This window comes from Pseudomonas sp. zfem002, from assembly GCF_032621685.1.
In the GTDB taxonomy this organism is placed as follows: domain Bacteria; phylum Pseudomonadota; class Gammaproteobacteria; order Pseudomonadales; family Pseudomonadaceae; genus Aquipseudomonas; species Aquipseudomonas japonica.
Window position 1 is genome coordinate 49,425 of the sequence record NZ_JAVYJH010000009.1, and the last position, 21,303, is coordinate 70,727.

Genomic DNA, 21,303 nt, shown 5'->3' on the forward strand with positions numbered 1-21,303 from the left:
GCCTCCCCGTCGCACCCAGAAGGAATCTCCTGAATGACCCAGGTCACCAACACGCCTTACGAATCCCTCGAAGTCGGCCAGACCGCCAGCTTCAGCAAGACCGTCGAAGAACGTGACATCCAGCTGTTCGCCGCGATGTCCGGTGACCACAACCCGGTGCACCTGGATGCCGAGTTCGCCGCCAGGAGCATGTTCAAGGAGCGCATCGCCCACGGCATGTTCAGCGGGGCGCTGATCAGCGCCGCGGTCGCCTGCGAGCTGCCCGGCCCCGGGACCATCTACCTGGGCCAGCAGATGAGCTTCCAGAAACCGGTGAAGATCGGCGACACCCTCACCGTGCGCCTGGAAATCCTCGAAAAGCTGCCGAAATTCCGCGTGCGCATCGCCACCCGGGTGTTCAACCAGCACGAAGAGCTGGTGGTCGACGGCGAAGCCGAGATCCTCGCCCCGCGCAAGCAGCAGACCGTCGACCTGGTCAGCCCGCCACCGATCAGCATCGGCTGATCAGCCTCACAGCCCTTGCAGGCGGCGCTCGATGAAGCGCCGCTCGGGCTCCTGCCGGGTCAGGCCGAGGGCGACGCGATACGCCTCGCGGGCCTGACCGCGGCGGCCCAACTGGCGATACAGCTCGGCCCGCGCGCAATGCGCTGGCTGGTAGTCGCGCAGGTCGCCGCGCTGCAGAATCGCTTCCACCACCGCAAGTCCGGCCTGCGGCCCGTCCCGCTGCGCCAGGGCGGCGGCGCGGTTGAGTTCGATCACCGGCGAAGGCCAGCCGCGCAGCAACACATCATAGAGCCCGACGATCTGCACCCAGTCCGTCTGCGCCGTGCTCGCCGCCTCGGCATGCACCGCGGCGATCGCCGCCTGCAGGCTGTAGGGGCCGAAGCGCCGGCTGCGCAACGCCTGTTCCACCAGGGCGCAGCCTTCGCTGATCAGGGCCGGGTCCCACAGCCTGCGGTCCTGCTGCTCGAGCAGGATCAACTCGCCCGGCACCGCGCTGCGCGCCCGCGAGCGTGACGCCTGCAACAGCATCAGCGCCAGCAGGCCGAGCACTTCCGGATCGGGCAGCAGCTCGCGCAACAGCCGCCCCAGGCGGATCGCCTCGGTGCACAGGTCATCGCGCACCACACTGTCGCCGGATGACGCCGAATAGCCTTCGTTGAACACCAGGTAGATGACCCGCAGCACGCTGTCCAGGCGCTCCGGCAACTCGGCGAGGGCCGGCACCTGGTAGGGAATCCGCGCGTCGCGGATCTTGGCCTTGGCGCGGACGATGCGCTGGGCGATGGTCGCCGGTGTCTGCAGAAAAGCCCTGGCGATTTCCTCGGTGGTCAGGTCGCAGACCTCGCGCAGGGTCAGCGGCACCTGGGCATCCGCCGCCAGCGCCGGGTGACAGCAGGTGAAGATCAGGCGCAGGCGGTCGTCCTCCAGCTCGTCCTCGTTCATGTCCTGTGCCTCCAGATGCTCCAGGGCCTGGCGCAGAACCTCGGGCGAGCGCTCGAAGCGGGCTCGCCGACGCAGACTGTCGATGGCCTTGAAGCGCCCGGTGGACACCAGCCAGGCCCGCGGGCTCGCGGGAATGCCGTCGCGCTGCCAGCGTTGCACGGCGATGAAGAAGGCTTCATGCATCGCCTCCTCGGCCAGCTCGAAATCACCCAGCAAGCGGATCAGGGTCGCGAGAATCCGCCGCGACTCCTCGCGATAGACCGCCTCGACCGCCGCGCGGACCGCCTGCGCCTCGGCCATCAGTCGTCCAGCGGCCCGCTCAGCAGTTCCACCAGGCGATCGAGACTTTCGCCCCAGCCGCGGTGGAAGCCCATCTCCTCGTGGGCCTGGCGATCGCTGGCGCTCCAGTGCCAGGCGCGGGCGGTGTAGAGGGTCTTGCCGTGGATATCGTCGAGGGTGATGACCACGGTCATGAAGGCCTTGGCCGATGGCACCCAGCCGGGACCGAAGGCGTCGGTGAAGACGATCCGCTCCGGCGCGACGATATCGAGAAACACCCCCTGGTTCGGGTACTCGCTGCCGTCGGCGGCGCGCAGCACGGTGCGGAACAGGCCGCCGACCCACAGCTGCATCTCGCACAGCGGCGTGGTCATGCCGTGCGGGCCCCACCAGCGGCTGAGCAGCTGCGGATCGGTCCAGGCACGAAACACCCGGGTGCGCGGTGCGTCGATCAGACGACTCAGCGACAGTTCATGCAGCGCCTCTCCCTGGCCGGGTTGTTGAGGATGCATTGGTGTTGTTCTCCTCGTTCAGGGTTGCAGCTCGCGCACCGGCCGGACCTCGACGCTGCCGACCCGCGCCGCGGGAATGCCGCGGGCGATGTTCAGCGCTTCGTTGAGATCGCGTGCCTCCACCAGGTAGAAGCCGGCCAGTTGCTCCTTGGTTTCGGCGAAGGGGCCATCGGTCAGGCTCATCTGGCCGCCCCGCACCCGCACCGTGGTGGCGGTCCGCACCGGCTTGAGCGCCTCGGCGGCGAGCATGCGCCCGCTGTCGAGGATCGACGCCGCGTAGGCCATGCATTCGGCATCCGCGGGGCTCTCGGGCAGACCGTGCAACAGGGTTTCATCACAGTAGACCAGGCACAGGTATTTCATGATGTTCTCCGACGCGGGGTGAAGGGCGATCGATGACTGGCGTCAGGGCTTGAGGTCGAACAGGGCTTTCTGGGTTTCCATGTCGAAGGGCGCCGACCAGTGTTCGTGGATGACCTGCCAGGCCCCGCCGCGGCGCCGGTAGCCCACGGTGACGCGCATGTAGCCGCACTGGCTTTCGTCGTCCGCCGGGCCGCAGCGATTGAGCCAGTGCGCCAGGGCCAGGTCGCTGTCGGCGTGCACGGTGAGTTGCGCCACCTCGAAGACCATCGGCCCGGTACAGAAGCCCATGCACATTTCCCAGTGCGCGCGGTAGGCGGCCTTGCCCTTGAACTGCAGGGACTTGATCGCATCGAAGGCGACGATGTCGTCGGCATAGGGCGCGACGATGGCGTCCAGGTCGCGGTCTTGCACCGACTGGATCCAGCGCTCGACCAGTTGACGGATTTCGTGTTCGGCTGCGGTATTCATCGCTACGCCCTCCGGGGCTTCGTCAGGTTGCGGCGCCGGAACATTCCGGCGCCTTCACTCACTGGTCGAACGGGAGGAGCGGCAATCGACAGGCCGGCTGAAAAAAATCAGCGCGGCTCCAGGGGAATCCAGATTTCCACCGTGCCGCTGGCCGACTCGGGGTCGAAGGCTTCGCCATAGCGCTCGAACTCGGGCGCGTCGGCCGCGCGTTCGCCGGACTGCGGGAGCCATTGTTTCCAGATCTTTTCAAAGGTATGACCGAGGCCGCTGATCTTGCCGTGGTGCTCGAACACCGCATAGCGCTGCGGGGCCAGGGTGTGCCAGGTAAATTCCTGGGGCAGTGCATCGGGGCTGCGCACTTCGACCCCGGCGATGTAGAGAAACCCGCCCTTGCCATCGAAGTTGCAGCAGACCCCGTAGCTGTCGCAGCCAATCTGCCCGGGAACCTTGCCGATATGTGCGGCGAAACGCTGCCAGAGAGCAGGAATGCCTTTGTTGGTCTGCAGGGTGTAACGCTCGCCGAAGCCGGCGATGGTGAACGAACGTCCATTCTCGATTCTTGCCGGAGCGAATCCGGCCTCCATCTGGGTCGACATTTCCGTGCCTCACAAGGTCTGGTCAAGAAAGCTGGCAGGACGGCATTTTCGGTTGCCGCGCCTGCTGGCACTCGGCTAGCGTAACTGCGTTGCACACTTCGGGGAATCTGCCAGATGGCATTAGTCAGCCAGGCGTTACGGACTTGTGGACTGGTCGAATCTTCCTGGGTTCAGGCCAGTGACGCCGCGCGCTTCGAGCGCCACACCCACGACGAGTACGTCCTGGGCGCGAACCTGCGAGGAAATGAACGGATCTGGCTGGATGGCGAGACCCTCGACGTGCCTCCCGGGGCCATCACCCTGTACAACCCGCTGGCGGTCCAGGCCTCGGAATTCGGCGCGGGTGGCGTGGAATACATCAGCCTGCACCTGGCCCCGGACGCGCTGCAGCGGATCGCTCGCGAAAACAACCTGAAGCAGGCGGACGGCCTGCCGAGCTTCGCCCAGGGTGTGTTGCACGATGCCGGACTGTACCGCGCCATCATCGACTTCGCCCGCAGTGCCGACACACAGCCTGCCTGTCAGGAAGAGGCGCTGCTGAGCCTGCTGGCCCGGCTGCTCGAACAGCCCACCGCGCCGTTGCCTGAACAGACCCGCGCGGTGCGCCAGGCGATCCAGTGCATGCGCGACACCGCGCAGGGCCGGCTGGAGCTGGAAGAGCTGGCGGCGGTGGCCGGCCTGAGCAAGTACCACTTCGTGCGCTGTTTCAAGAAGGCCACCGGGCTGGCGCCGTTGCAGTACCACATGCAGGTGCGCCTGAGCGAGGCGCGCCGTCGCCTGCGTCTCGGCGCGCATCCGGCGGAGGTGGCGGATGCTCTCGGTTTCTATGACCAGAGCCACTTCATCAACGCCTTCCGCCGGGTCATGGGCATCACGCCCAAGCACTACTGGCTGGCGTTCAGAGGGCCGGGGCGAGGATGAATTCGCGGTAGCCGGAGACGATCACGTAGACCGCGAAGTAGCAGAAGATCCCCGCCGAAGCCAGGTACGACCAGATCAGCAGACGATCGCCGAGCAGTCGCCCGCCATGACTGGCGACCCCGCACAGGGTCAGGCACCAGAGCACTCCGGCGCAGAAGAACCCGCCGAGGAACAGCCCCGCCTCCAGCGGCCCGCCAGCGCCGGAACGGGAAATCAGCACCCCGCCCACCGCGGCGAACCAGAGGATCGCGCTGGGCGAGGACATGGCCAGCACGATCCCGCGGAGAAACTCGCGCCAGGGCGACTCGCGCACCACCTGCACCGCGGTATCCAGATGCGCATCACCGCGCAGCGCCGCCAGCAGCATCTTCACCGCGAACCACACCAGCAGCAGCGAGCCGCCGATCCACAGGGTCCAGCGCACCGCCTCGAACTGCAGCAGTACGGTCATCCCGGCCAGCGCTGCGAGGGCATAGAGCAGATCGCCGACACAGGTGCCCAGGCCCAGCCACATGCCCTGCCAGAAGCCGCGCTGCATGGCCAGGGTAATCATGGCGATATTGGCGATGCCGATATCCAGGCACAGGGACAGGCTGAGAAGAAATCCGTTGGAGAAAGGCATGAAGGGATCCGCTACCGACTACGAAAAAGGCAGCCGGTATTGAAGCGGATCGGGCAGGGAATGTATTGGAAGAAATTGCGGATCAGGCCAGGGCTGCCTGCTCGAAGACCTCATCGGCCCACTGGTTGAGACTCTTGCCCTGCTTTTGCGCGGCAATGGTCGCCGCTGCATGGACCTCCGGGCGAATGCGCAGCATCACCTTGCCGGATGCCGGTTTGTCCGGTGTCACACCGCGCTCGCGGCAATCGGCGAGATAGTCTTCCAGCGCGCCCCTGAATGCCTCGTGCAGTTCACTGACGGAACTCGCGTGGAAACTGATGATGTCGCGCACACCCAGCACCCGCCCGACGAAAATATCGTCGCGGGCATCGTACTCGACCCGCGCCGAATAGCCTTTGTAACTCATGTTGCTCATGCCTGGACTCCTGCTCGCAGAAGAAACTCCCGTGCTTCTTCGACCTGATAACGCCTGGCCTCCTTGCCCGGATGGGGCCGGTGGCAGCGCCATTGATGCTGCCCCAGCACAAGCTTGACCCGCGAACCTTCGCGCTCATGCACCGAGCCGCCCAGATGCACGATCAGGGCTTCGATATCGGCAAATACCAGTGAAGTACTGGTGGGTAGCCGGAAGATGGTTTCGAGAATCTTGCGATGTCGATTCTGCATCGGAAAATGCTATCAAATTAAGATAGCACTTTTTCCTCGGAGTTCATTCAAGACTTTTCAATCCCCCGCCAGCACTCGCGCATACCCCTGCCGATCGATGTTCGCCCCACTCAACACCACCGCCACCTTCTTCCCGCGCTGCCGTTCGCGCTCCTGGCATAGCGCGGCCAGGCCCGCGGCGCCGGCGCCTTCGGCCGTGTTGTGGGTGTCCTCGTGGTAGATGCGCATGGCGTCGGCGATCTCGGCGTCCGTCACCCGGACGATACGTGCCGCCCCCTGGCGAATGATCTCGAACGCTTGCGCCACCGGCATGCGGCAGGCCATGCCGTCGGCGAAGGTATTGGCGGTCGCGGTGGTGACGATACGACCCTGCTCGAAGCTCTGCGCGTAGGCATCGGCCTCACTGGACACCACACCGATGATCTCGGTATCCAGCCCCAGCAGGTCGCGGGTACGGATCAACCCGCAGATCCCCGAGCCCATGCCGATCGGCACGTACACCGCATCCAGCCGCGCCACGGCCTCGAACAGTTCCAGCGCGTAGGTGGCCACGCCCCGAATCAGGTCCGGGTGAAACGGCGGTACGCTTTCATAGCCATGCAGCTCGGCCAGCCGCGCCGCCTCGGCCCGCGCCAGGTCGAAGTCGGCACCGTGCTCCACCAGCTCGGCGCCGAGGGCGCGCATCGCCGCGTTCTTTTCCCGGGAATTGCCTTCGGGTACGACGATGATGATCGGTACCCCGGCCTTGCCCGCCGCCAGGGCCATGCTCTGCCCGTGATTGCCCCGGGTGGCGGTGACCAGGCCACGGGTCTGCGGTGCGCGGGCCAGCAGCGACTGCACATAGAGCAGGCCGCCACGCACCTTGAAGGCGCCGGTGGGCGCATGGTTTTCGTGCTTGACCCAGACCTCGCAGCCCAGTCGCTCGGCCAGGCGCGGCCAGGCGTACTGCGCAGTGGCGGGCACCTCGGCGTGGACCAGACGGGACGCTTCGCGCAGGGCAGGCAGATCGAACATGGAACACCTCGGATCGGATGGAGTTGACCCGATCCTGGCCGCCGCGCATTGTATGGGTCAAACCTTATATTGCATGGCCAACAATAAAACATGTGGACCCCTACCCTCACCGATGACGGCCAACCGCGCTACCTCGCCCTGGTCGATGCCATCGCCCGCGCCATCGAAACCGGCGAACTCAAGGTCGGCGAACGCCTGCCACCGCAGCGCCGCCTGGCCTGGACCCTGGGCCTGAATCCGAGCACCACGCAGCAGGCCTATCGCGAGGCGGCGGCGCGGCACCTGGTGTCCGGCGAGGTCGGGCGCGGCACCTACGTGCTGGCCGGCAGCAAGGAAGCCACACTGTTCCGCCTCAAGCAGCGCGACGACAGCAGCGCCAGCATCGACCTGTCGACCAACGTGCCGGTGGTGGACGAGCACAGCCAGGACCTCGAACAGGCCCTGCGCGAAGTGCTGCAGGGCGCCGGCCACGCGCTGGAACACTATCTCGGCGCCGAACAGTTGCTCCTCGGCCGCCTGCACGGCGCCAGTTGGCTGAACCGACGCGGCCTGGCGCTCAACCCGGCCCAGGTGCTGCTCTGCGGCGGCGCGCAGCAGGGGCTGTTCAGCGTACTGCTGTCGTTCTGTCAGCCCGGCGAAGCGGTGATGGTCGAAGCGCTGACCGCGCCCGGCATCAAGGCCGCCTGCCGCCAGTTGCGCCTGCCGCTGCACGGCATCGCCATGGACCGCGAAGGCATCCTCCCCGACGATCTCGACCGCGTGGCGCGGGCCAGCGGCGCGCGGGTGGTGGTCCTGACCCCGGCACTGCACAACCCCACCGGGGCGCGCATGGGCGAACAGCGGCGGCGGGCCGTCGCCGCCGTGGTCGAACGCCTGGACCTGCTGCTGGTGGAGGACGATGTCTATGGCGCCCTTGGCGACGAGCCCCCGCTGCTGCCGTTGCTCGGCCCGCGCGGCTTGCTGGTCAGCAGCCTGTCGAAGACCGTCTGCGCGGGTCTGCGCCTGGGCTGGATCGCCGGCGACGCGAGCCTGCTGGGCCGCATCGATCCACATGCCCAGGCGACCCATTGGCAGATCGCGCCGTTGATGCTGGGCATCGCCTGCCGCTGGATCGACGACGGTACCGCCGCGCGCAAACTGGCCTGGCAGCGCGAGGAAGTCATGCAGCGCTGGCGCCTGGCACAACGCCTGCTGGGGCCGGCGCTGGCCCATCAGGAGCGGCCATCGCCGCATATCTGGCTCGGCGGTCCCCGCCCCGGCGACGAGCTGGCCGCAGCCTGCCGCGCCAGGGGCGTCGAGGTGGTGCCGGCGCAGGTGTTCGCGGTGAAACAGGGGCAACTGCCGGCGCTGCGCATCAGCCTGACCGCGGCGCGCAGCCGGGCCGAACTGAAGCAGGCACTGGAACGGGTCGCCACGGTACTCGGCGAATTCACGGCGCAGGATCCGGGGTGACAAGTCGCCCTGCCCCCCTACACTCCAGCGGCTTTTGCGGAACGGATAGCCATGAACGAACGCGACCTTTTCTACACCCGGGCCACGGATCACCTGCGCCAGCAGAGTGCGCAGTGGGCCGCGCATATCGAGGCCATCGGTGCGTGCCTGCATATGCCCTTGCCGACCCGCGATCCCTACCAGGCGCTGGTGCGGGCCATCGCCTATCAACAATTGCATGCCCGGGCCGCGGAAGCGATTCTCGGACGTTTTCTCGCGCTGTATCCCGGGCAGGACTTTCCGTCGCCCGAACAGCTGCTGGCGACCACCCCGGAACAACTGCGCGCCTGCGGCTTTTCCGGACGCAAGATCAGCACCGTGCAGGCCGTGGCGCAGGGACGGCTGGACGGGCTGGTGCCGGATCATGGCGAGGCCCGGAACATGGATCACGAGGTGCTGATCGAACGCCTGACCCGCCTGCCCGGCGTGGGTCGCTGGACCGTGGAGATGCTGCTGATCTACACCCTGGAGCAGATGGATATCCTGCCGGTGGACGACTTTGGCGTGCGCGAAGGCTATCGCCGGCTGCATGGCCTGGAGGCGCAGCCAACGCCCAGGCAGTTGAGGGAACTGGGCGTGGCGTGGAGCCCGTACCGGACGGTGGCGGCCTGGTATCTGTGGCGGGTGCCGGCGAAGTGAATTCGAAAGCAAGAGGCGGAGTTACTGAATGTCGTGGAGTTTCTAAGCTCCATCCACAGCCCTCGAGAACGACACGATCCCTGTAGGAGATCGCCATGCGCCGCAACGACAAACTCGTCATCACCGAATCCGACCCACGCTGGCAAGCCCTGCTGGCCCGTGACGCCTCCGCCGACGGCACCTTCGTCTATGGCGTGCGCACCACCGGCGTGTACTGCCCGCCATCGAGCCCCGCACGACGCCCGCGGATCGAGAACGTCGAGTTCTTCGACACCCCGGCCGACGCCGAGGCCGCTGGCTATCGTCCCAGCCGTCGACGTGGCGGCGACCAGGGCGCGCTGGCGCGCCAACACGCCGCCCAGGTCACCCGTGCCTGCAAGCTGATCGAAAGCGCCGAGGTCGAACCGAGCCTGAACCAGCTGGCCGAGCAGGTGAACATGAGCCCCTACCACTTCCACCGGGTGTTCAAGCGCGCCACCGGCCTGACCCCCAAGGCCTACGCCAGCGCCCACCGCGCGCGCAAGCTGCGCAACCAGCTGCAGCGCGCCGACTCGATCACCGAGGCGATGTACGAGGCCGGCTTCAACTCCAACAGCCGCTTCTACGAATCGAGCAACGCCCGCCTCGGCATGACCCCGGGCACCTGGCGCGACGGCGGCGCCAACACCGACATTCACTTCGCCATCGCGCAGTGCTCGCTGGGCGCGATCCTGATTGCGCAAAGCGCCCGGGGCATCTGCGCGATCCTCCTGGGCGACGACCCGCAGGCGCTGCTGCAGGACCTGCAGGACAAGTTCCCCAAGGCCAATCTCATCGGTGCGGACGCACGCTTCGAGCAACTGGTGGCGCAGGTGGTGGGCTTCGTCGAGGCGCCGGCCATCGGCCTCGACCTGCCCCTGGACCTGCGCGGCACGGCCTTCCAGGAGCGGGTCTGGCAGGCGCTGCGGGAGATTCCGGTGGGCAGCACCGCCAGCTATGCACAGATCGCCGAACGCATCGGCGCGCCGAAAGCAGTGCGCGCGGTAGCCCAGGCCTGCGGTGCGAACAGCCTGGCGGTGGCGATCCCCTGCCACCGGGTGGTGCGCAGCGACGGCAATCTCTCCGGCTACCGCTGGGGTGTGGAACGCAAACAGCAACTTCTCGAACGGGAAAGACAATGAGCAGGCAATAAAAAAGCCCCCGTCAAGACGGGGGCTTTTTTATTGAGCTCTACAACTTTCAGCCCTGGCTGCAACCATCACCCATTACCCGGTATTCGATGGTATGACGCTGGCCTTGATGATCTTCATAGACCATGGTGGCCGGCACGACTTCACAGACATTGGCAACTTTCGACAGGCTGATGACCTTGGCGATATCCAGGTCGGTGCTGTAGCTGTATTGCTCGGGCGCCGGCTGCTGGGCACTGGCGGCCTGGTCAGCGAGGGCGAACGAAGACACGGCAAGTAATGCAACTGCAACTAATGCTTTCATGATGTGTGGGCCTTTAAAGCAATCGAACCAACAGATTGACTTCATATGCCAAGTGGCGCGGAGAAGTTGTTATTCCAACACTGGAGATAACACGAAGTACCGATCCCATCAGGTGGTGTTCAGTGGGGATGCGCTCAGTTTACTGATCTGCTAACTTCATTGAATCATCAAGCCTGACATTCACTGTTACCGATTCGACAACAATCCCGGCTGATCCTTACCCGATCGACCCGCATTCAGTCCGCAGCAAATGCCCGCCCCAGAGCCCCCGCCCGTGACCGACCCGATACCGATCCAGTGCAGCCCGCTGAGCGCCAGCGAACGCCCGCTGCTGAACAAGTTCTATAAAAGCCAGGCCTCGTCCATGCGCGGCAGCGACAGCGGCGTGGCCTGGGTCGCCCGTGCCGGAACGATCGTCGCGGCGCTGAACCTCAGCCCGGTGCCGGGCGGGTACTGGTTGACCGGTTTGCTGGTGGCCGAGGACTGGCGGTGGCAACAGGTGGCGCGGCGCCTGATCGAACGGGCCAGCCAGGACGCCGCAGGCTGCGTCTGGCTGTTCTGTCATCCGGACCTGCGGACGTTCTATGAAAGGCTGGGCTATGCCGTCAGCGAAGACCTGCCCGCCGTGCTCGCCGAGCGCCTGGCCCGCTACCGGCGCAGCAAGCCCCTGCTGGCGATGGCGCGGCATCAGTCGTCGGCGGCGGGATCGAGTCCGGGGAACAGCACCTCGGTGTAGCCGAAGCGGCTGAAGTCGTGGATGCGCGACGGGTACAGGCGGCCGATCAGGTGATCGCACTCATGCTGCACCACCCGGGCGTGAAAACCGTCGGCGGTGCGGCGAATCGGCTCGCCCTGCGGGTCCACGCCCTCGTAGAAGATGCTCTTGTAGCGACTGACCACCCCGCGCAGGCCCGGCACGGACAGGCAGCCTTCCCAGCCCTCCTCCAGCTCGGTACCGATCGGGGTGATGAGCGGATTGAGCAGGATGGTCTGCGGTACCGGCTCGGCGTCCGGGTAACGCTCGCTGCGCTCGAAGCCGAAGATCACCAGTTGCAGGTCGACCCCGATCTGCGGCGCGGCCAGGCCGACCCCACCGACATGGCGCATGGTTTCGAACATGTCGTCGATCAGTTGCTGCAGTTCGGCACTGCCGAGCAGGTGTTCAGGGACCGGCGGAGCGATGCGCAGCAGGCGTTCATCGCCCATTTTCAGGATTTCACGAATCATGGGAGGTTCGGCTCACGGGTTCGGGTCCGGCGGCCGGGGCGTGATCGCGGCCCAGCCCGGAGTCGCGAGTTGTAGCACGATCCGGTGCGCCGTCGCCGGGTTGTTTTTCCCCGGGACGCTTGCCTTCGGCGCACAGGTGCTCGATCGCCGCGTTCATTTCCGCGCCGAGCAGCAGCACCGCGGCAGAAATGTAGAAATACAGGAGCAGGACGATGATCGCGCCGATGCTGCCGTACATGGCGTTGTAGTCGGCGAAGGTCTTGACGTAGTAGCCGAAGCCCAGCGAGGCGATGATCCAGACCACCACCGCCAGCACCGAACCTGGGGTGATGAAGCGGAACTCCTGCTTGACGTCGGGCATGACGTAGTAGATCAGCGCCACCGCCACCATCATCAGCATGACGATGGCCGGCCAGCGCGCCACGGTCCACAGGGTAACGATGAATTCCTCCATGCCCACCTGCGAGGCCACCCAGCCCATCACCTGCGGGCCGAGCACCATCAGCGCGGCGGCGGCCAGGAGCATGCCGGCGATGCCGACGGTGTAGAAGATCGACAGCGGAATGCGCTTCCACAGCGGGCGCCCCTCGACCACGTCGTAGGCGGCGTTCATCGCGCTCATCATCAGGCGCACGCCGGCCGAGGCGGTCCACAGGGCAATGACGATACCCACCGAGAGCAGGCCGCCCTTGGATTGCTGGAGCTGGTCGATCACCGGATTGACCTGTTCCAGCGCCTGCGGCGGCAGGACCAGTTCCGACTGCAGGCGCAACCAGGAGAAGAAGTCCGGCAGGTGCAGGAAACCGATCAGGGCGATCAGGAACAGCAGGAACGGAAACAGCGAAAAGAGCATCTGGTAGGCCAGTGCCGAAGCGTAGGTGGACATCTCGTCATCGAGGAATTCCTTGACGGTGTGCACCAGTACGCGATGTACCGGAACACCGCGCAGATGGGTGAATCTCATTGGCGTCTCCTTGCGCTGCCCGCTCATATTCCCGGGTCACAGTGGGAAGAGTTACAAAACAGTCTAATAGACCCTCGATCACCAGTCGCGATTCACTGTCCCGGTAAAAAAAACGGCCATCCGAAGATGGCCGTCATCGTGCGCCGGGTACAACGATCAAGGCTTCTTCACGGCATCCTTGACCTTGCCCACGGCTTGCTGGGCTTCACCCTTCAGCTCCTGGGCCTTGCCTTCGGCGCGCAGGCGATCGTTGTCGGTCGCCTTGCCCACGCCCTGCTTGATATTGCCGACCGCTTCGTTGGCCATGCCTTTGACTTTGTCTTTGGTGCCACTCATGGGATGTCTCCTTGAAGGGAACGTCGGAATCGACAGTCGGTGGAGTGGCGAGCGCAGCGCAGAGTTTCATTTATTTTCACGCAAGGTGCCGCGGACCTTGCGTGAACGTGCCTTGGCGTTGTCGGTTCAGCGCGTTTCAGACTCGCACATCCTGCGCAGATCGTCGTCGCCGATACTGCCGCAGCTGCCATTGTGGGTTTTCGCCTCGCAATAGCGACGCTGGTCGGAATCGTCGATGCTGCCGCAACTGCCGTTTCCGGTTTCGGCTTCGCACATCCTGCGCAGATCCGAGTTACCGATGCTGCCGCAGCTGCCATTGTTCGTTTTCGCCTCGCAATAGCGACGCTGATCGGAATCGTCGATGCTGCCGCAACTGCCATTCCGGGTTTCGGCCTCGCACATCCTGCGCAGGTCGGAGTTGTCGATGCTGCCGCAACTGCCATTGCCCGTCTTCGCTTCGCAATAGCGGCGCTGGTCCGAATCGTCGATGCTGCCGCAACCGGCATGGGCGAAACCGCTGAACAATACCAACAGCGCGACAAGTACTCGCATTTTCGTTCTTCCTTGCAGGGGGTAGGCGAAGAAAATCGCCGGTCGCCGAGTAGCGACATCACATTGACATCAGCCGTGGAAAAAGTTCCGGCTTTCGAGGCGCCCTGCGACTTTATGTTTCAGCCCATTCCCCGCAAAATACCCGGCCTTACCAAGCGTCACTCGCAGGACACCCGCATGAAACTCGACAAGACCACCGCCATTGCCCGTCGCAACGAGGCCCTGGGGATCCCCGCGCTGGACAGCGACAACACCCTGTTCGCCGTGCTCGACGGCAAGCGCTGCCTGTGGTGGTTCGATGTGCCAGTGGCCTGGCTGCGCACCAATACCGGGTGGGTGAACCTGTTGCTGCACACCCCGGAAGGCGACCAGTTGCAGCACCTGAAGGTACCGAGACGCTACCTGCGCTCGCACATGGAGCAGATGGAAGTGCGCAACCCGGGCAAGCGCCGCTCGACCATCAGCCTCGCCCTGTCCGCCGACCGCGACTCGCTGCTGCGCGACCTGCGCCCGGGCGGCGAAAACCTGGATTTCTCGGGTTTCCGCCAGCGCTGATCAGGCCAGTTCGATGCGGTTGTCGTGAATGACGATCTGACCGCTCTTGTACAAGGCGCCGATGGCCTTCTTGAAGTTGCCCTTGCTGACCCCGAACAAGTCGCTGATCACCTGCGGGTCGCTCTTGTCGCTGACCGGCAGCACGCCGTCGGCGGCCTTGAGCTTGCTCAGGATCTGCTCGTGCAGGCTGCTGGCGGCGGCTTCGCCGACCGGCTGCAGGCTCAGGGCGATCTTGCCGTCGTCGCGGATTTCCTTGATGTAGCCCTTCTCCTGCTTGCCCGAACGAAGGAACTTGAACACCTCGTTCTTGTGGATCAGGCCCCAGTGCTGGTTGTTGATGATGGCCTTGAAGCCCATCGGGCTCTCTTCGACCACCAGCAGGTCGACCTGCTGGCCGACCCGGTAGTTGACCGGGGCCTTGTCCAGGTAGCGGTCGAGCTTGGCGGTGGCGGTGATGCGCCGGGTACGGCGGTCGAGATAGACGTGCACCACGCAGTACTCGCCGGCGCGCATCTGGCGCTTTTCCTCGGAGTACGGCATCAGCAGGTCCTTGGGCAGGCCCCAGTCGAGGAAGATGCCGATGCTGTTGATCTCGACCACCTTGAGGCTGGCGAACTGGCCGACCTGGACCTTGGCCTTCTCGGTGGTGGCGATCAGCTTGTCCTCGCTGTCCAGGTAGACGAAGACGTTCAGCCAGTCCTCGACCTCGGTGGGCGTGTCCTTGGGGATGTAGCGATTGGGCAGAAGAATCTCGCCATCCGCGCCGCCATCCAGGTACAGACCGAAGTCCGTGTGCTTGACCACTTGCAAAGTGTTGTAACGCCCAACTAAAGCCATCGTCGAAATCCTCGTTGCGAGCCGCGCATTCTACACCCGAACCGCAACCCTCGCCCGGCGCTTCGGCAGTTTCCCCCCATCGATCGGGCCAGGGACATCGGCTTGAACCGCATTGGCCGAACCTGCTCTATAAACACAGAGGAAGCCCACGCAAGGACTCGCATCATGTCCGCTCGTCCATCTCGCTGCCTGCGCCCGGTTCTGCTGATGCTCGCCAGTCTCCTGCTGCTGTCCTGCACGCGCCTGGACCTGGCCTACCGCAACCTCGACGTGCTGGTGCCGTGGTCGCTGAGCGACTACCTGGACATGGACCGCCAGCAGAAGCGCTGGCTCGACGAGCGCCTCAAGGAGCAACTGGCCTGGCACTGCAAGACCCAGTTGCCGGGCTACCTGACCTGGCTGGACGGCATCCGCCAGATGGTGGCGAGCAACCAGGTCACCGACCAGCAGTTGCGCGAGCGCACCGGACAGGCGCACCAGGCCGTGGCCCGGGTCGCCGAACGGATCACCCCGCAGGCCGCCGAGCTGCTGCGCGGCATGAACGACGAGCAGGTGCGCGAGCTGCGCGAGAACTTCGCCCGCGACATCGAGAAACGCCAGGCCTGGTACGTCAGGACGCCGCTCGCCCAGCAGATCGAGGAGCGCGGCGCGCGCATGGAAAAACGCCTGTCGCCGTGGCTCGGCGGGTTGAGCCCGCAACAGAAGGAGCGCGTGGCCGCATGGTCGGCGCAACTGGGCGGGCAGAATCGCCAGTGGATCGCCAACCGCGCCCACTGGCAGGCGCAGTTCAGCCAATTGATGGAGCAACGCCACCAGGACGATTTCGAACCGCGCCTGGGTCAGTTGCTCAAGGAGCGCGAGCGCTTCTGGACCCCGGAATACCGCATCGCCTTCGCCAGCACCGAAGCCCACCTGCGCAGCCTGCTGGTGGACCTGATGGCGCAGAGCAGCACCGAACAGCGCCAGCATCTGGACCAGCGCCTGGACAAGGTGCGCAAGGACTTCAGCGAACTGAAGTGCCTCAAGCGCTAGGGTCTGTATGAAATGTATTGGAGCGAAGGCCAGGCAAGGCGAAAACGGGCGAGGAACGGCCGGGGTCGCGCCCGACTTTACTTGTGTAAATGAGCATTCCGAGCCCGTTTTCAACGCAGCATGGGCGAGCTCGGATGCATTTCATACAGAGCCTAGACGATGGCCTGCTCCCTGCCCTTGCGCCGATACGGGAACACATCGATCACCTTGCCTTCACGAATCGCGTCCTGCAGGCCTTTCCAGTAATCGGCGTCGTACAGCTCGCCATGCAACTGGTTGAACAGCCGGCGCTGACCGATATCGGCGAACAGGAACGGCGGGAACTCCTCGGGGAACACGTCGTGCGGGCCGATCGAATACCACGGCTCGCTGGACATCTCGTCCTCGGGGAAGCGCGGCGGCGGGATATGGCGGAAGTTGGCTTCGGTGAGGAAGGTGATCTCGTCGTAGTCGTAGAACACCACGCGACCATGGCGAGTGACACCGAAATTCTTCAGCAGCATGTCGCCGGGGAAGATGTTCGCCGCCGCCAGTTGCTTGATCGCCAGGCCGTAGTCATCCAGCGCCTCGCGCACCTGGGCGTCGTTGGCGTTTTCCAGGTAGAGGTTGAGCGGGGTCATGCGCCGTTCGGTCCAGCAGTGGCGCACCAGCACGGTGTCGCCTTCCAGGCTGACCGTCGAGGGCGCCACTTCCAGCAGCTCGGCCAGGCATTCCGGTTCGAACTTGCTCAGCGGGAAGCGGAAATCGGAGAACTCCTGGGTATCGGCCATGCGCCCGACCCGGTCGACGCTCTTCACCATGCGGTACTTTTCGATCACCGTGGCGCGATCCACGCTCTTGGACGGCGAGAAGCGGTCCTTGATGATCTTGAACACGGTATTGAAGCCCGGCAGGGTGAACACGCTCATGACCATGCCGCGCACGCCGGGGGCCATGATGAAGCGGTCGTCGGTGCTGGCCAGGTGGTTGATCAGGGCGCGGTAGAACTCCGACTTGCCGTGCTTGTAGAAACCGATCGAGGTGTACAGCTCGGCGACATGCTTGCCCGGCAGGATGCGCTTGAGAAAGCCGACGAACTCCGCCGGCACCGGGACATCGACCATGAAGTACGAACGGGTGAAGGAGAAGATGATCGACACGTCGGCTTCGTCGGTGATCAGCGCGTCGATCTCGATGCCATGGCCTTCGCGGTGCAGCAGCGGGATCACCAGCGGCCATTGTTCGTCCTGGGTGAAGATGCGCCCGACCAGGTAGGCACCCTTGTTGCGATAGAGCACCGGGGAGAACAGCTCGACCTGCAGCTGCGGGTCCTTGCACACCCAGTCCGGCAGGCTATCGCGCAGTTGCGTCTGCAACCGCGCCAGGTCGCCGGGCAGGTCGGCATAGGGCGCATCGAAGCGATAATCCTCGAAGATCCGCGCCAGCAGACCGGACAGGTGGCCATCAGGGCGGTAGATACGGGTCTGCGCCGCGCGTTCGTGGGCGCGCAGCGACGGCCGGGTGGTGTGGATGAACATGCAGCCATCGCTGATCAGGTCGTGGCTGAACAGGCTGCAGAAGATCGAGTTGTACCAGGTCTCCGACAGCTCGTCGTCCAGACGCGGGTCGATCAGGCCGATGTAGGCGCTCTTCACCAGCGGCCACAGGGACACGTCCAGCAGTACCTCGTCGGTGAAGGCTTCATGCAGGCGCACGGTGACTTCCGAGACTTTCTCTTCGTACAGATTGATCCGCGCCGCGGCGGCGCTCTGGATCTGTTGCCAGAGGGCTTTTTCGAAGCGCTCGCGGGCACCGTCGGTGATCTGGCGGAAATGCTCGCGATAGTTGTCGAAACCATCGAGGATCGTCCGCGCGATAGCGGCGGCCGGCCATTGCTGGGGCATATCTGGACCTCTGGCGGGAAGGGCGAAAGCCTGAGAGTAACCGCGGCGCCCGCGCCTGCACAGGGGTGGATCGGCCAAATCGGGGCCAGGGTGCCAGCATCGCGAACGGCTGTTTCTGCGCAACAGGCGGCATAAACCGCAATGAACGGATTCAGCCCGCAAGAAAGCGCACGAGATCGGCCCCGGTTATGCCGTACACTCGCTTCCCGGTTTTCCCCTGGAGTACCCCGTGAGCCCCATCGCCCTGTCCCGCCTGCTGATCCTCGCCGCCATCTGGGGCGCCAGCTTCCTGTTCATGCGCATCATCGCGCCGGTCCTGGGGACGGTGCCGACCGCATTCTTCCGGGTGTCGATCGCCTGCCTCGGGCTGATCGCGATCCTTGCCCTGCTGCGGGTGCACTGGGACTTCGACGGCAAGTTCAAGGTGGCCCTGGTGCTGGGGATGATCAACTCGGGGATTCCCGCGACGCTGTATTCGGTGGCGGCCCAGGTGCTGCCGGCGGGCTACTCGGCGATCTTCAACGCCACCACGCCGCTGATGGGCGTGCTGATCGGTGCGCTGTTCTTCCGTGAGGCCATGACCCTGGCCAAGCTCGCCGGGATTTTCCTCGGGCTGCTCGGAGTGGGCATTCTCAGTGGTGCGGGGCCGGTGGCCTTCGACCTTCAGTTGCTGCAGGGCGCCCTCGCCTGCCTCGGCGCGACCGCGTGCTATGGCCTGGCCGGGTTTCTCGCGCGGCGCTGGCTGGACCAGCGCGGCGGCCTCGACAGCCGCCTGTCGGCGCTGGGCAGCATGATCGGCGCCAGCCTGCTGCTGTTGCCGCTGTTCGCCTGGAGCGTTGCCACCCAGCCACCTGCCAGCTGGGGCGGCTGGCAGGTGTGGCTGTCGCTGCTGGGCCTGGGCCTGCTGTGCACCGCCTTCGCCTACATCCTGTATTTCCGCCTGCTCAGCGAGATCGGCCCGGTGAAATCCTCCACCGTGACCTTTCTCATACCGGTGTTCGGCGTGCTCTGGGGTGCCTGGCTGCTGGACGAACCGCTGTCCACCGCACACCTGTACGGTGGACTGCTGATCGGCCTGGCCCTGTGGCTGGTGCTCAAGCCGGCGCCGCGGCCCGCGCCGGCTGACGGAACACGAACAGCAGGCCGATGACGATCAGCCCCATGCCCAGCAGGCCCATGGCCGCGAGACGGTTACCGAAGATCAGGTAGTCCATCAGCGCAGTCACCGCCGGCACCAGGTAGAACAGACTGGTGACGTTGACCAGGTTGCCGCGGGCGATCAGGCGGTACAGCAACAGGGTCGCCAGCACCGAGACCACCAGGGCCATCCACAGCACCGCCAGGCTGAACTGCCGGGTGGGCTGGATTTCCAGCGGCTGGAACGGCGCGAACGCCATGCACAGCAGCAGGCCGGCCAGGTACTGCAAGGGCAGCGTGCCAAGGGGCTCGCGGGTGATGCGTTTCTGCATGATCGAGCCGCCGGTCATGCTCGCCAGGGCCAGCAGGGCGAAGCCCATGCCGGCCAGGGACATGCCGCCCAGGCCGATCCCCTGCCAGACCACCATGACCAGCCCCGCCAGCCCCAGGCACAGGCCGAACAGGCGGCTGAAGGAACGCTGCCGCTCCATCAGGGCCACGGTGAGGATCGGCTGCACACCCATGACCGTGGCCATGACGCCGGGTGTGACCTTCAGGTCCAGGGCCAGCAGGTAGAAGATCTGGTAGGCGCCGAGCAGGACCGCGCCGGTGGCCAGGGCCTGCCACACAGCGCCCCGCTCACGCGGCCAGCGCAGGCGCAGCAAGGGCCCGAGCAGCAACAGCGCGACCAGGGCGATGGCGAAGCGGACGAGGAGGAAGGCGAAGGGTGTCGCCTGGGCCAGTCCCAGCTTGGAGACGATCGCCCCGCTGCTCCAGAGCAGGACGAACAGGCTGGTGGTGGCCGACGAGGCCACGGATGCTTTGTTGAAAAGAGACATGTGAATTGCCACCTGTATTCGGGCAAATGAGCCGAACGGTCGGGCTGCGTCGTGGCAGCCGCCGTACTTCAGAAACGTTGGCGGTGCAGGGGCCTCAGGCCACTACCACCACGGCTGGCGGTGCGACTACTACGCACGCCACAACGGTTCCGACAGGTGGAGACTGGCTGATGGCCGGCTGCTGAATCCCGCGCACGACAACCACCGCGTCAGGCGCGGCAGCGAGTACTGGGGTTACAGGGGAAGCTGGCATGAGCGAGTCTTCGGTGAAGAGAAAGAGGTGGGGACTATAGGCCTGGCCATTTGATAGCGCAAGCTCCAGTTCAATTGCCGCGCGCTGCTCTTGTAGGAGCGCGGCTTGCCCGCGAAAGGACCGCGTCAGCGGTCCCAGACATCACCGCTATCGGGACCGCTGACGCGGTCCTTTCGCAGGCAAGCCAGCTCCTACAGCCCCAACCCGATCAGAACAACCAGCGATACAGCAAGTAAGCCACCACCACCGCCAGCACCGGCCGCAGCACGCGGTAGGCCTTCGGATTGGCGCGCTTGAAGGTCTTCACCCGGGCGCTGATGACATTGCTGAACTTCTTGCTCCAGGCATAGGCCTGGTTGATCCCGCCGACACGCTCGTCGTCAGTGTTCTGCGGCGCGGTGGCACGGCCGAGGAAAGCACTGACCTTGCGGTTGATCTTCGTCATCAACGGGCTGCTCAACGGACGCTCGACGTCGCAGAACAGGATCACCCGGGTCGTCTCGGTCTCGTTCTTCACCCAGTGCACGTAGGTTTCGTCGAACATCACGTCCTCACCGTCGCGCCAGGCATAAGGCTGGCCGTCGACGTAGATGCGGCAGTTGTCCGAGTTCGGCGTGGCCAGGCCCAGGTGATAACGCAGGGAACCGGCGAACGGATCGCGGTGCGGGTTCAGGTGGCTGCCGCCGGGCAGCAGGGCGAACATCGCGCCCTTGACGTTGGGGATGCTGTTGACCAGCTCGACGGTCTTGGGGCACAGCAGCTCGGCCGATGGCAGGGCCTTGTCGTACCACTTCAGGTAGAAGCGCTTCCAGCCCTTCTTGAAGAACGAACCGAAGCCGGCATCGTTGTCCTTCTCGGCGGCGCGGATGTAGCCCTCGTCGAACAGGTGCATGGCCTCTTCGCGAATGGTTTCCCAGTTGTTCTTCAGCACGTCCAGCTCGGGGAAGCGCTCACGGTCCAGGTACGGCTTGGACGGTACTCCGGAAAACAGGTACATCAGCGAGTTGTAGGGAGCGAACAGCGCCGAATGGTTGACGAATTGGCGCAGCACGGGCAGCCGCGCCTTGCCGCGCAGGTGCACGAACAGGACGCTGCCGAAGAACAGCAGCAGCACGCCTGCCTTGGCGATGAAGGAAAAAGTCATTCAACACTCCTAAGAAATTTCGTTCGGACTCGGCGCCGGAAATCGCCCATGATA

General features: G+C 65.1%; 27 protein-coding genes. 9 read left to right on the forward strand and 18 right to left on the reverse strand.

The genetic code is table 11. The annotated features are described in order from the left end of the window. The first annotated feature begins 33 nt into the window (after positions 1-33). Positions 34-504: a MaoC family dehydratase gene (locus RTI28_RS12295; protein WP_316920700.1), complete on the forward strand. Its 471-nt coding sequence runs from the start codon at positions 34-36 to the stop codon at positions 502-504. Positions 505-510: 6 nt separating this feature from the next. Here RTI28_RS12295 and RTI28_RS12300 read toward each other — a convergent pair whose 3' ends face one another. The 5 genes from RTI28_RS12300 to RTI28_RS12320 form a co-directional block, all read right to left on the reverse strand. Further along, positions 511-1,746 carry an RNA polymerase sigma factor gene (locus RTI28_RS12300; RefSeq protein ID WP_316920701.1) on the reverse strand — a complete coding sequence of 412 codons (1,236 nt, stop codon included), beginning with the start codon at positions 1,744-1,746 and terminating at the stop codon, positions 511-513. Then, positions 1,746-2,237 carry an SRPBCC family protein gene (locus tag RTI28_RS12305; RefSeq protein ID WP_316920702.1) on the reverse strand — a complete coding sequence of 164 codons (492 nt, stop codon included), beginning with the start codon at positions 2,235-2,237 and terminating at the stop codon, positions 1,746-1,748. Before RTI28_RS12305 ends, RTI28_RS12300 begins: the two co-directional genes overlap by 1 nt. An 18-nt stretch (positions 2,238-2,255) precedes the next feature. Next, positions 2,256-2,600: a YciI family protein gene (locus RTI28_RS12310; RefSeq protein ID WP_042126546.1), complete on the reverse strand. Its 345-nt coding sequence runs from the start codon at positions 2,598-2,600 to the stop codon at positions 2,256-2,258. A 42-nt stretch (positions 2,601-2,642) separates the two neighbouring features. Further along, positions 2,643-3,068 (reverse strand): SgcJ/EcaC family oxidoreductase, encoded by a 426-nt coding sequence (locus tag RTI28_RS12315; protein ID WP_316920703.1) that lies wholly within the window; start codon positions 3,066-3,068, stop codon positions 2,643-2,645. A 107-nt stretch (positions 3,069-3,175) separates the two neighbouring features. Then, positions 3,176-3,664: a GyrI-like domain-containing protein gene (locus tag RTI28_RS12320; protein ID WP_316920704.1), complete on the reverse strand. Its 489-nt coding sequence runs from the start codon at positions 3,662-3,664 to the stop codon at positions 3,176-3,178. A 114-nt stretch (positions 3,665-3,778) separates the two neighbouring features. On the opposite strand from RTI28_RS12320, the gene RTI28_RS12325 reads away from it, so the two are divergent. Next, positions 3,779-4,585, forward strand: coding sequence for an AraC family transcriptional regulator (locus tag RTI28_RS12325; protein ID WP_316920705.1), 807 nt, complete (start codon positions 3,779-3,781; stop codon positions 4,583-4,585). On the opposite strand, the gene RTI28_RS12330 is transcribed toward RTI28_RS12325, so the two are convergent. The 4 genes from RTI28_RS12330 to RTI28_RS12345 all read right to left on the reverse strand — a co-directional run bounded on the left by RTI28_RS12330 (position 4,563) and on the right by RTI28_RS12345 (position 6,887). After that, positions 4,563-5,207 carry a LysE family translocator gene (locus RTI28_RS12330; RefSeq protein ID WP_316920706.1) on the reverse strand — a complete coding sequence of 215 codons (645 nt, stop codon included), beginning with the start codon at positions 5,205-5,207 and terminating at the stop codon, positions 4,563-4,565. The two genes, RTI28_RS12325 and RTI28_RS12330, sit on opposite strands and share 23 nt — an antisense overlap. A gap of 82 nt (positions 5,208-5,289) precedes the next feature. Beyond that, positions 5,290-5,622: a type II toxin-antitoxin system HicB family antitoxin gene (locus RTI28_RS12335; RefSeq protein WP_316920707.1), complete on the reverse strand. Its 333-nt coding sequence runs from the start codon at positions 5,620-5,622 to the stop codon at positions 5,290-5,292. Then, positions 5,619-5,873 carry a type II toxin-antitoxin system HicA family toxin gene (locus RTI28_RS12340; protein ID WP_316920708.1) on the reverse strand — a complete coding sequence of 85 codons (255 nt, stop codon included), beginning with the start codon at positions 5,871-5,873 and terminating at the stop codon, positions 5,619-5,621. The genes RTI28_RS12335 and RTI28_RS12340 overlap by 4 nt, the downstream gene beginning before the upstream one ends. 57 nt (positions 5,874-5,930) lie before the next feature. Then, positions 5,931-6,887, reverse strand: coding sequence for a threonine dehydratase (locus tag RTI28_RS12345; protein ID WP_316920709.1), 957 nt, complete (start codon positions 6,885-6,887; stop codon positions 5,931-5,933). Positions 6,888-6,977: 90 nt separating this feature from the next. Between RTI28_RS12345 and RTI28_RS12350 the strand changes: the two genes are divergently transcribed. From RTI28_RS12350 to ada, 3 genes are all read left to right on the forward strand, one after another. Beyond that, a complete protein-coding gene (locus RTI28_RS12350; protein ID WP_316920710.1) occupies positions 6,978-8,339 on the forward strand; it encodes a PLP-dependent aminotransferase family protein in 1,362 nt (453 codons plus the stop codon). A 51-nt stretch (positions 8,340-8,390) separates the two neighbouring features. Beyond that, on the forward strand, positions 8,391-9,017 hold the full coding sequence (locus RTI28_RS12355; protein WP_316920711.1) for a DNA-3-methyladenine glycosylase: 627 nt from the start codon (positions 8,391-8,393) through the stop codon (positions 9,015-9,017). Positions 9,018-9,112: 95 nt separating this feature from the next. Then, complete coding sequence (gene ada / locus RTI28_RS12360; RefSeq protein WP_316920712.1) at positions 9,113-10,177, forward strand: bifunctional DNA-binding transcriptional regulator/O6-methylguanine-DNA methyltransferase Ada; 1,065 nt, start codon at positions 9,113-9,115, stop codon at positions 10,175-10,177. A 58-nt stretch (positions 10,178-10,235) separates the two neighbouring features. On the opposite strand, the gene RTI28_RS12365 is transcribed toward ada, so the two are convergent. After that, positions 10,236-10,490: a DUF2790 domain-containing protein gene (locus RTI28_RS12365; protein ID WP_316920713.1), complete on the reverse strand. Its 255-nt coding sequence runs from the start codon at positions 10,488-10,490 to the stop codon at positions 10,236-10,238. 274 nt (positions 10,491-10,764) lie between these two features. Between RTI28_RS12365 and RTI28_RS12370 the strand changes: the two genes are divergently transcribed. Beyond that, entirely contained in the window at positions 10,765-11,226 is a 462-nt protein-coding gene (locus RTI28_RS12370; RefSeq protein WP_410478979.1) for a GNAT family N-acetyltransferase, read from the forward strand. Here RTI28_RS12370 and def read toward each other — a convergent pair. The 4 genes from def to RTI28_RS12390 form a co-directional block, all read right to left on the reverse strand. Then, positions 11,178-11,717 (reverse strand): peptide deformylase, encoded by a 540-nt coding sequence (def, locus tag RTI28_RS12375; protein WP_316920715.1) that lies wholly within the window; start codon positions 11,715-11,717, stop codon positions 11,178-11,180. The two genes, RTI28_RS12370 and def, sit on opposite strands and share 49 nt — an antisense overlap. Further along, the gene (locus RTI28_RS12380) at positions 11,707-12,681 is read right to left on the reverse strand and encodes a YihY/virulence factor BrkB family protein (protein WP_316920716.1); all 975 of its coding nucleotides are present in this window, start codon (positions 12,679-12,681) and stop codon (positions 11,707-11,709) included. Before RTI28_RS12380 ends, def begins: the two co-directional genes overlap by 11 nt. 156 nt (positions 12,682-12,837) lie before the next feature. Then, positions 12,838-13,017 carry a CsbD family protein gene (locus RTI28_RS12385; protein ID WP_316920717.1) on the reverse strand — a complete coding sequence of 60 codons (180 nt, stop codon included), beginning with the start codon at positions 13,015-13,017 and terminating at the stop codon, positions 12,838-12,840. A 126-nt stretch (positions 13,018-13,143) separates the two neighbouring features. Next, on the reverse strand, positions 13,144-13,569 hold the full coding sequence (locus RTI28_RS12390; RefSeq protein ID WP_316920718.1) for a hypothetical protein: 426 nt from the start codon (positions 13,567-13,569) through the stop codon (positions 13,144-13,146). Between the two features lie 177 nt (positions 13,570-13,746). Between RTI28_RS12390 and RTI28_RS12395 the strand changes: the two genes are divergently transcribed. Then, positions 13,747-14,124: a hypothetical protein gene (locus RTI28_RS12395; RefSeq protein WP_316920719.1), complete on the forward strand. Its 378-nt coding sequence runs from the start codon at positions 13,747-13,749 to the stop codon at positions 14,122-14,124. Here RTI28_RS12395 and RTI28_RS12400 read toward each other — a convergent pair whose 3' ends face one another. After that, positions 14,125-14,961, reverse strand: coding sequence for a S1 RNA-binding domain-containing protein (locus tag RTI28_RS12400; RefSeq protein ID WP_316920720.1), 837 nt, complete (start codon positions 14,959-14,961; stop codon positions 14,125-14,127). A gap of 165 nt (positions 14,962-15,126) precedes the next feature. Between RTI28_RS12400 and RTI28_RS12405 the strand changes: the two genes are divergently transcribed. Continuing rightward, positions 15,127-15,993 (forward strand): DUF6279 family lipoprotein, encoded by an 867-nt coding sequence (locus RTI28_RS12405; RefSeq protein ID WP_316920721.1) that lies wholly within the window; start codon positions 15,127-15,129, stop codon positions 15,991-15,993. Between the two features lie 152 nt (positions 15,994-16,145). Here the strand turns inward: RTI28_RS12405 and aceK are convergent, their stop codons facing one another. Then, positions 16,146-17,876: a bifunctional isocitrate dehydrogenase kinase/phosphatase gene (gene aceK / locus RTI28_RS12410; protein WP_316920722.1), complete on the reverse strand. Its 1,731-nt coding sequence runs from the start codon at positions 17,874-17,876 to the stop codon at positions 16,146-16,148. A gap of 229 nt (positions 17,877-18,105) precedes the next feature. Here aceK and RTI28_RS12415 point away from each other — a divergent pair, with 229 nt between their 5' ends. Then, the gene (locus RTI28_RS12415; RefSeq protein WP_316920723.1) at positions 18,106-19,026 is read left to right on the forward strand and encodes a DMT family transporter; all 921 of its coding nucleotides are present in this window, start codon (positions 18,106-18,108) and stop codon (positions 19,024-19,026) included. Here the strand turns inward: RTI28_RS12415 and RTI28_RS12420 are convergent. Both RTI28_RS12420 and RTI28_RS12425 read right to left on the reverse strand, forming a co-directional pair. Next, a complete protein-coding gene (locus RTI28_RS12420; RefSeq protein ID WP_316920724.1) occupies positions 18,971-19,852 on the reverse strand; it encodes a DMT family transporter in 882 nt (293 codons plus the stop codon). The two genes, RTI28_RS12415 and RTI28_RS12420, sit on opposite strands and share 56 nt — an antisense overlap. A 461-nt stretch (positions 19,853-20,313) precedes the next feature. Beyond that, positions 20,314-21,249 (reverse strand): aspartyl/asparaginyl beta-hydroxylase domain-containing protein, encoded by a 936-nt coding sequence (locus RTI28_RS12425; RefSeq protein ID WP_316920725.1) that lies wholly within the window; start codon positions 21,247-21,249, stop codon positions 20,314-20,316. Positions 21,250-21,303: the final 54 nt, after the last annotated feature.

Coding starts and splice junctions, on each gene's coding strand:
- RTI28_RS12345 (WP_316920709.1), bottom strand. CDS start 6,887: ATGTTCGATCTGCCTGCCCTGCGCGAAGCGTCCCGTCTGGTCCACGCC.
- RTI28_RS12385 (WP_316920717.1), bottom strand. CDS start 13,017: ATGAGTGGCACCAAAGACAAAGTCAAAGGCATGGCCAACGAAGCGGTC.
- RTI28_RS12420 (WP_316920724.1), bottom strand. CDS start 19,852: ATGTCTCTTTTCAACAAAGCATCCGTGGCCTCGTCGGCCACCACCAGC.
- RTI28_RS12315 (WP_316920703.1), bottom strand. CDS start 3,068: ATGAATACCGCAGCCGAACACGAAATCCGTCAACTGGTCGAGCGCTGG.
- RTI28_RS12330 (WP_316920706.1), bottom strand. CDS start 5,207: ATGCCTTTCTCCAACGGATTTCTTCTCAGCCTGTCCCTGTGCCTGGAT.
- RTI28_RS12325 (WP_316920705.1), top strand. CDS start 3,779: ATGGCATTAGTCAGCCAGGCGTTACGGACTTGTGGACTGGTCGAATCT.
- RTI28_RS12355 (WP_316920711.1), top strand. CDS start 8,391: ATGAACGAACGCGACCTTTTCTACACCCGGGCCACGGATCACCTGCGC.
- RTI28_RS12320 (WP_316920704.1), bottom strand. CDS start 3,664: ATGTCGACCCAGATGGAGGCCGGATTCGCTCCGGCAAGAATCGAGAAT.
- RTI28_RS12365 (WP_316920713.1), bottom strand. CDS start 10,490: ATGAAAGCATTAGTTGCAGTTGCATTACTTGCCGTGTCTTCGTTCGCC.
- RTI28_RS12380 (WP_316920716.1), bottom strand. CDS start 12,681: ATGAGATTCACCCATCTGCGCGGTGTTCCGGTACATCGCGTACTGGTG.
- RTI28_RS12300 (WP_316920701.1), bottom strand. CDS start 1,746: ATGGCCGAGGCGCAGGCGGTCCGCGCGGCGGTCGAGGCGGTCTATCGC.
- RTI28_RS12350 (WP_316920710.1), top strand. CDS start 6,978: ATGTGGACCCCTACCCTCACCGATGACGGCCAACCGCGCTACCTCGCC.
- def (WP_316920715.1), bottom strand. CDS start 11,717: ATGATTCGTGAAATCCTGAAAATGGGCGATGAACGCCTGCTGCGCATC.
- aceK (WP_316920722.1), bottom strand. CDS start 17,876: ATGCCCCAGCAATGGCCGGCCGCCGCTATCGCGCGGACGATCCTCGAT.
- RTI28_RS12400 (WP_316920720.1), bottom strand. CDS start 14,961: ATGGCTTTAGTTGGGCGTTACAACACTTTGCAAGTGGTCAAGCACACG.
- RTI28_RS12335 (WP_316920707.1), bottom strand. CDS start 5,622: ATGAGCAACATGAGTTACAAAGGCTATTCGGCGCGGGTCGAGTACGAT.
- RTI28_RS12305 (WP_316920702.1), bottom strand. CDS start 2,237: ATGCATCCTCAACAACCCGGCCAGGGAGAGGCGCTGCATGAACTGTCG.
- RTI28_RS12295 (WP_316920700.1), top strand. CDS start 34: ATGACCCAGGTCACCAACACGCCTTACGAATCCCTCGAAGTCGGCCAG.
- RTI28_RS12340 (WP_316920708.1), bottom strand. CDS start 5,873: ATGCAGAATCGACATCGCAAGATTCTCGAAACCATCTTCCGGCTACCC.
- RTI28_RS12390 (WP_316920718.1), bottom strand. CDS start 13,569: ATGCGAGTACTTGTCGCGCTGTTGGTATTGTTCAGCGGTTTCGCCCAT.
- RTI28_RS12310 (WP_042126546.1), bottom strand. CDS start 2,600: ATGAAATACCTGTGCCTGGTCTACTGTGATGAAACCCTGTTGCACGGT.
- ada (WP_316920712.1), top strand. CDS start 9,113: ATGCGCCGCAACGACAAACTCGTCATCACCGAATCCGACCCACGCTGG.
- RTI28_RS12405 (WP_316920721.1), top strand. CDS start 15,127: ATGTCCGCTCGTCCATCTCGCTGCCTGCGCCCGGTTCTGCTGATGCTC.
- RTI28_RS12425 (WP_316920725.1), bottom strand. CDS start 21,249: ATGACTTTTTCCTTCATCGCCAAGGCAGGCGTGCTGCTGCTGTTCTTC.
- RTI28_RS12395 (WP_316920719.1), top strand. CDS start 13,747: ATGAAACTCGACAAGACCACCGCCATTGCCCGTCGCAACGAGGCCCTG.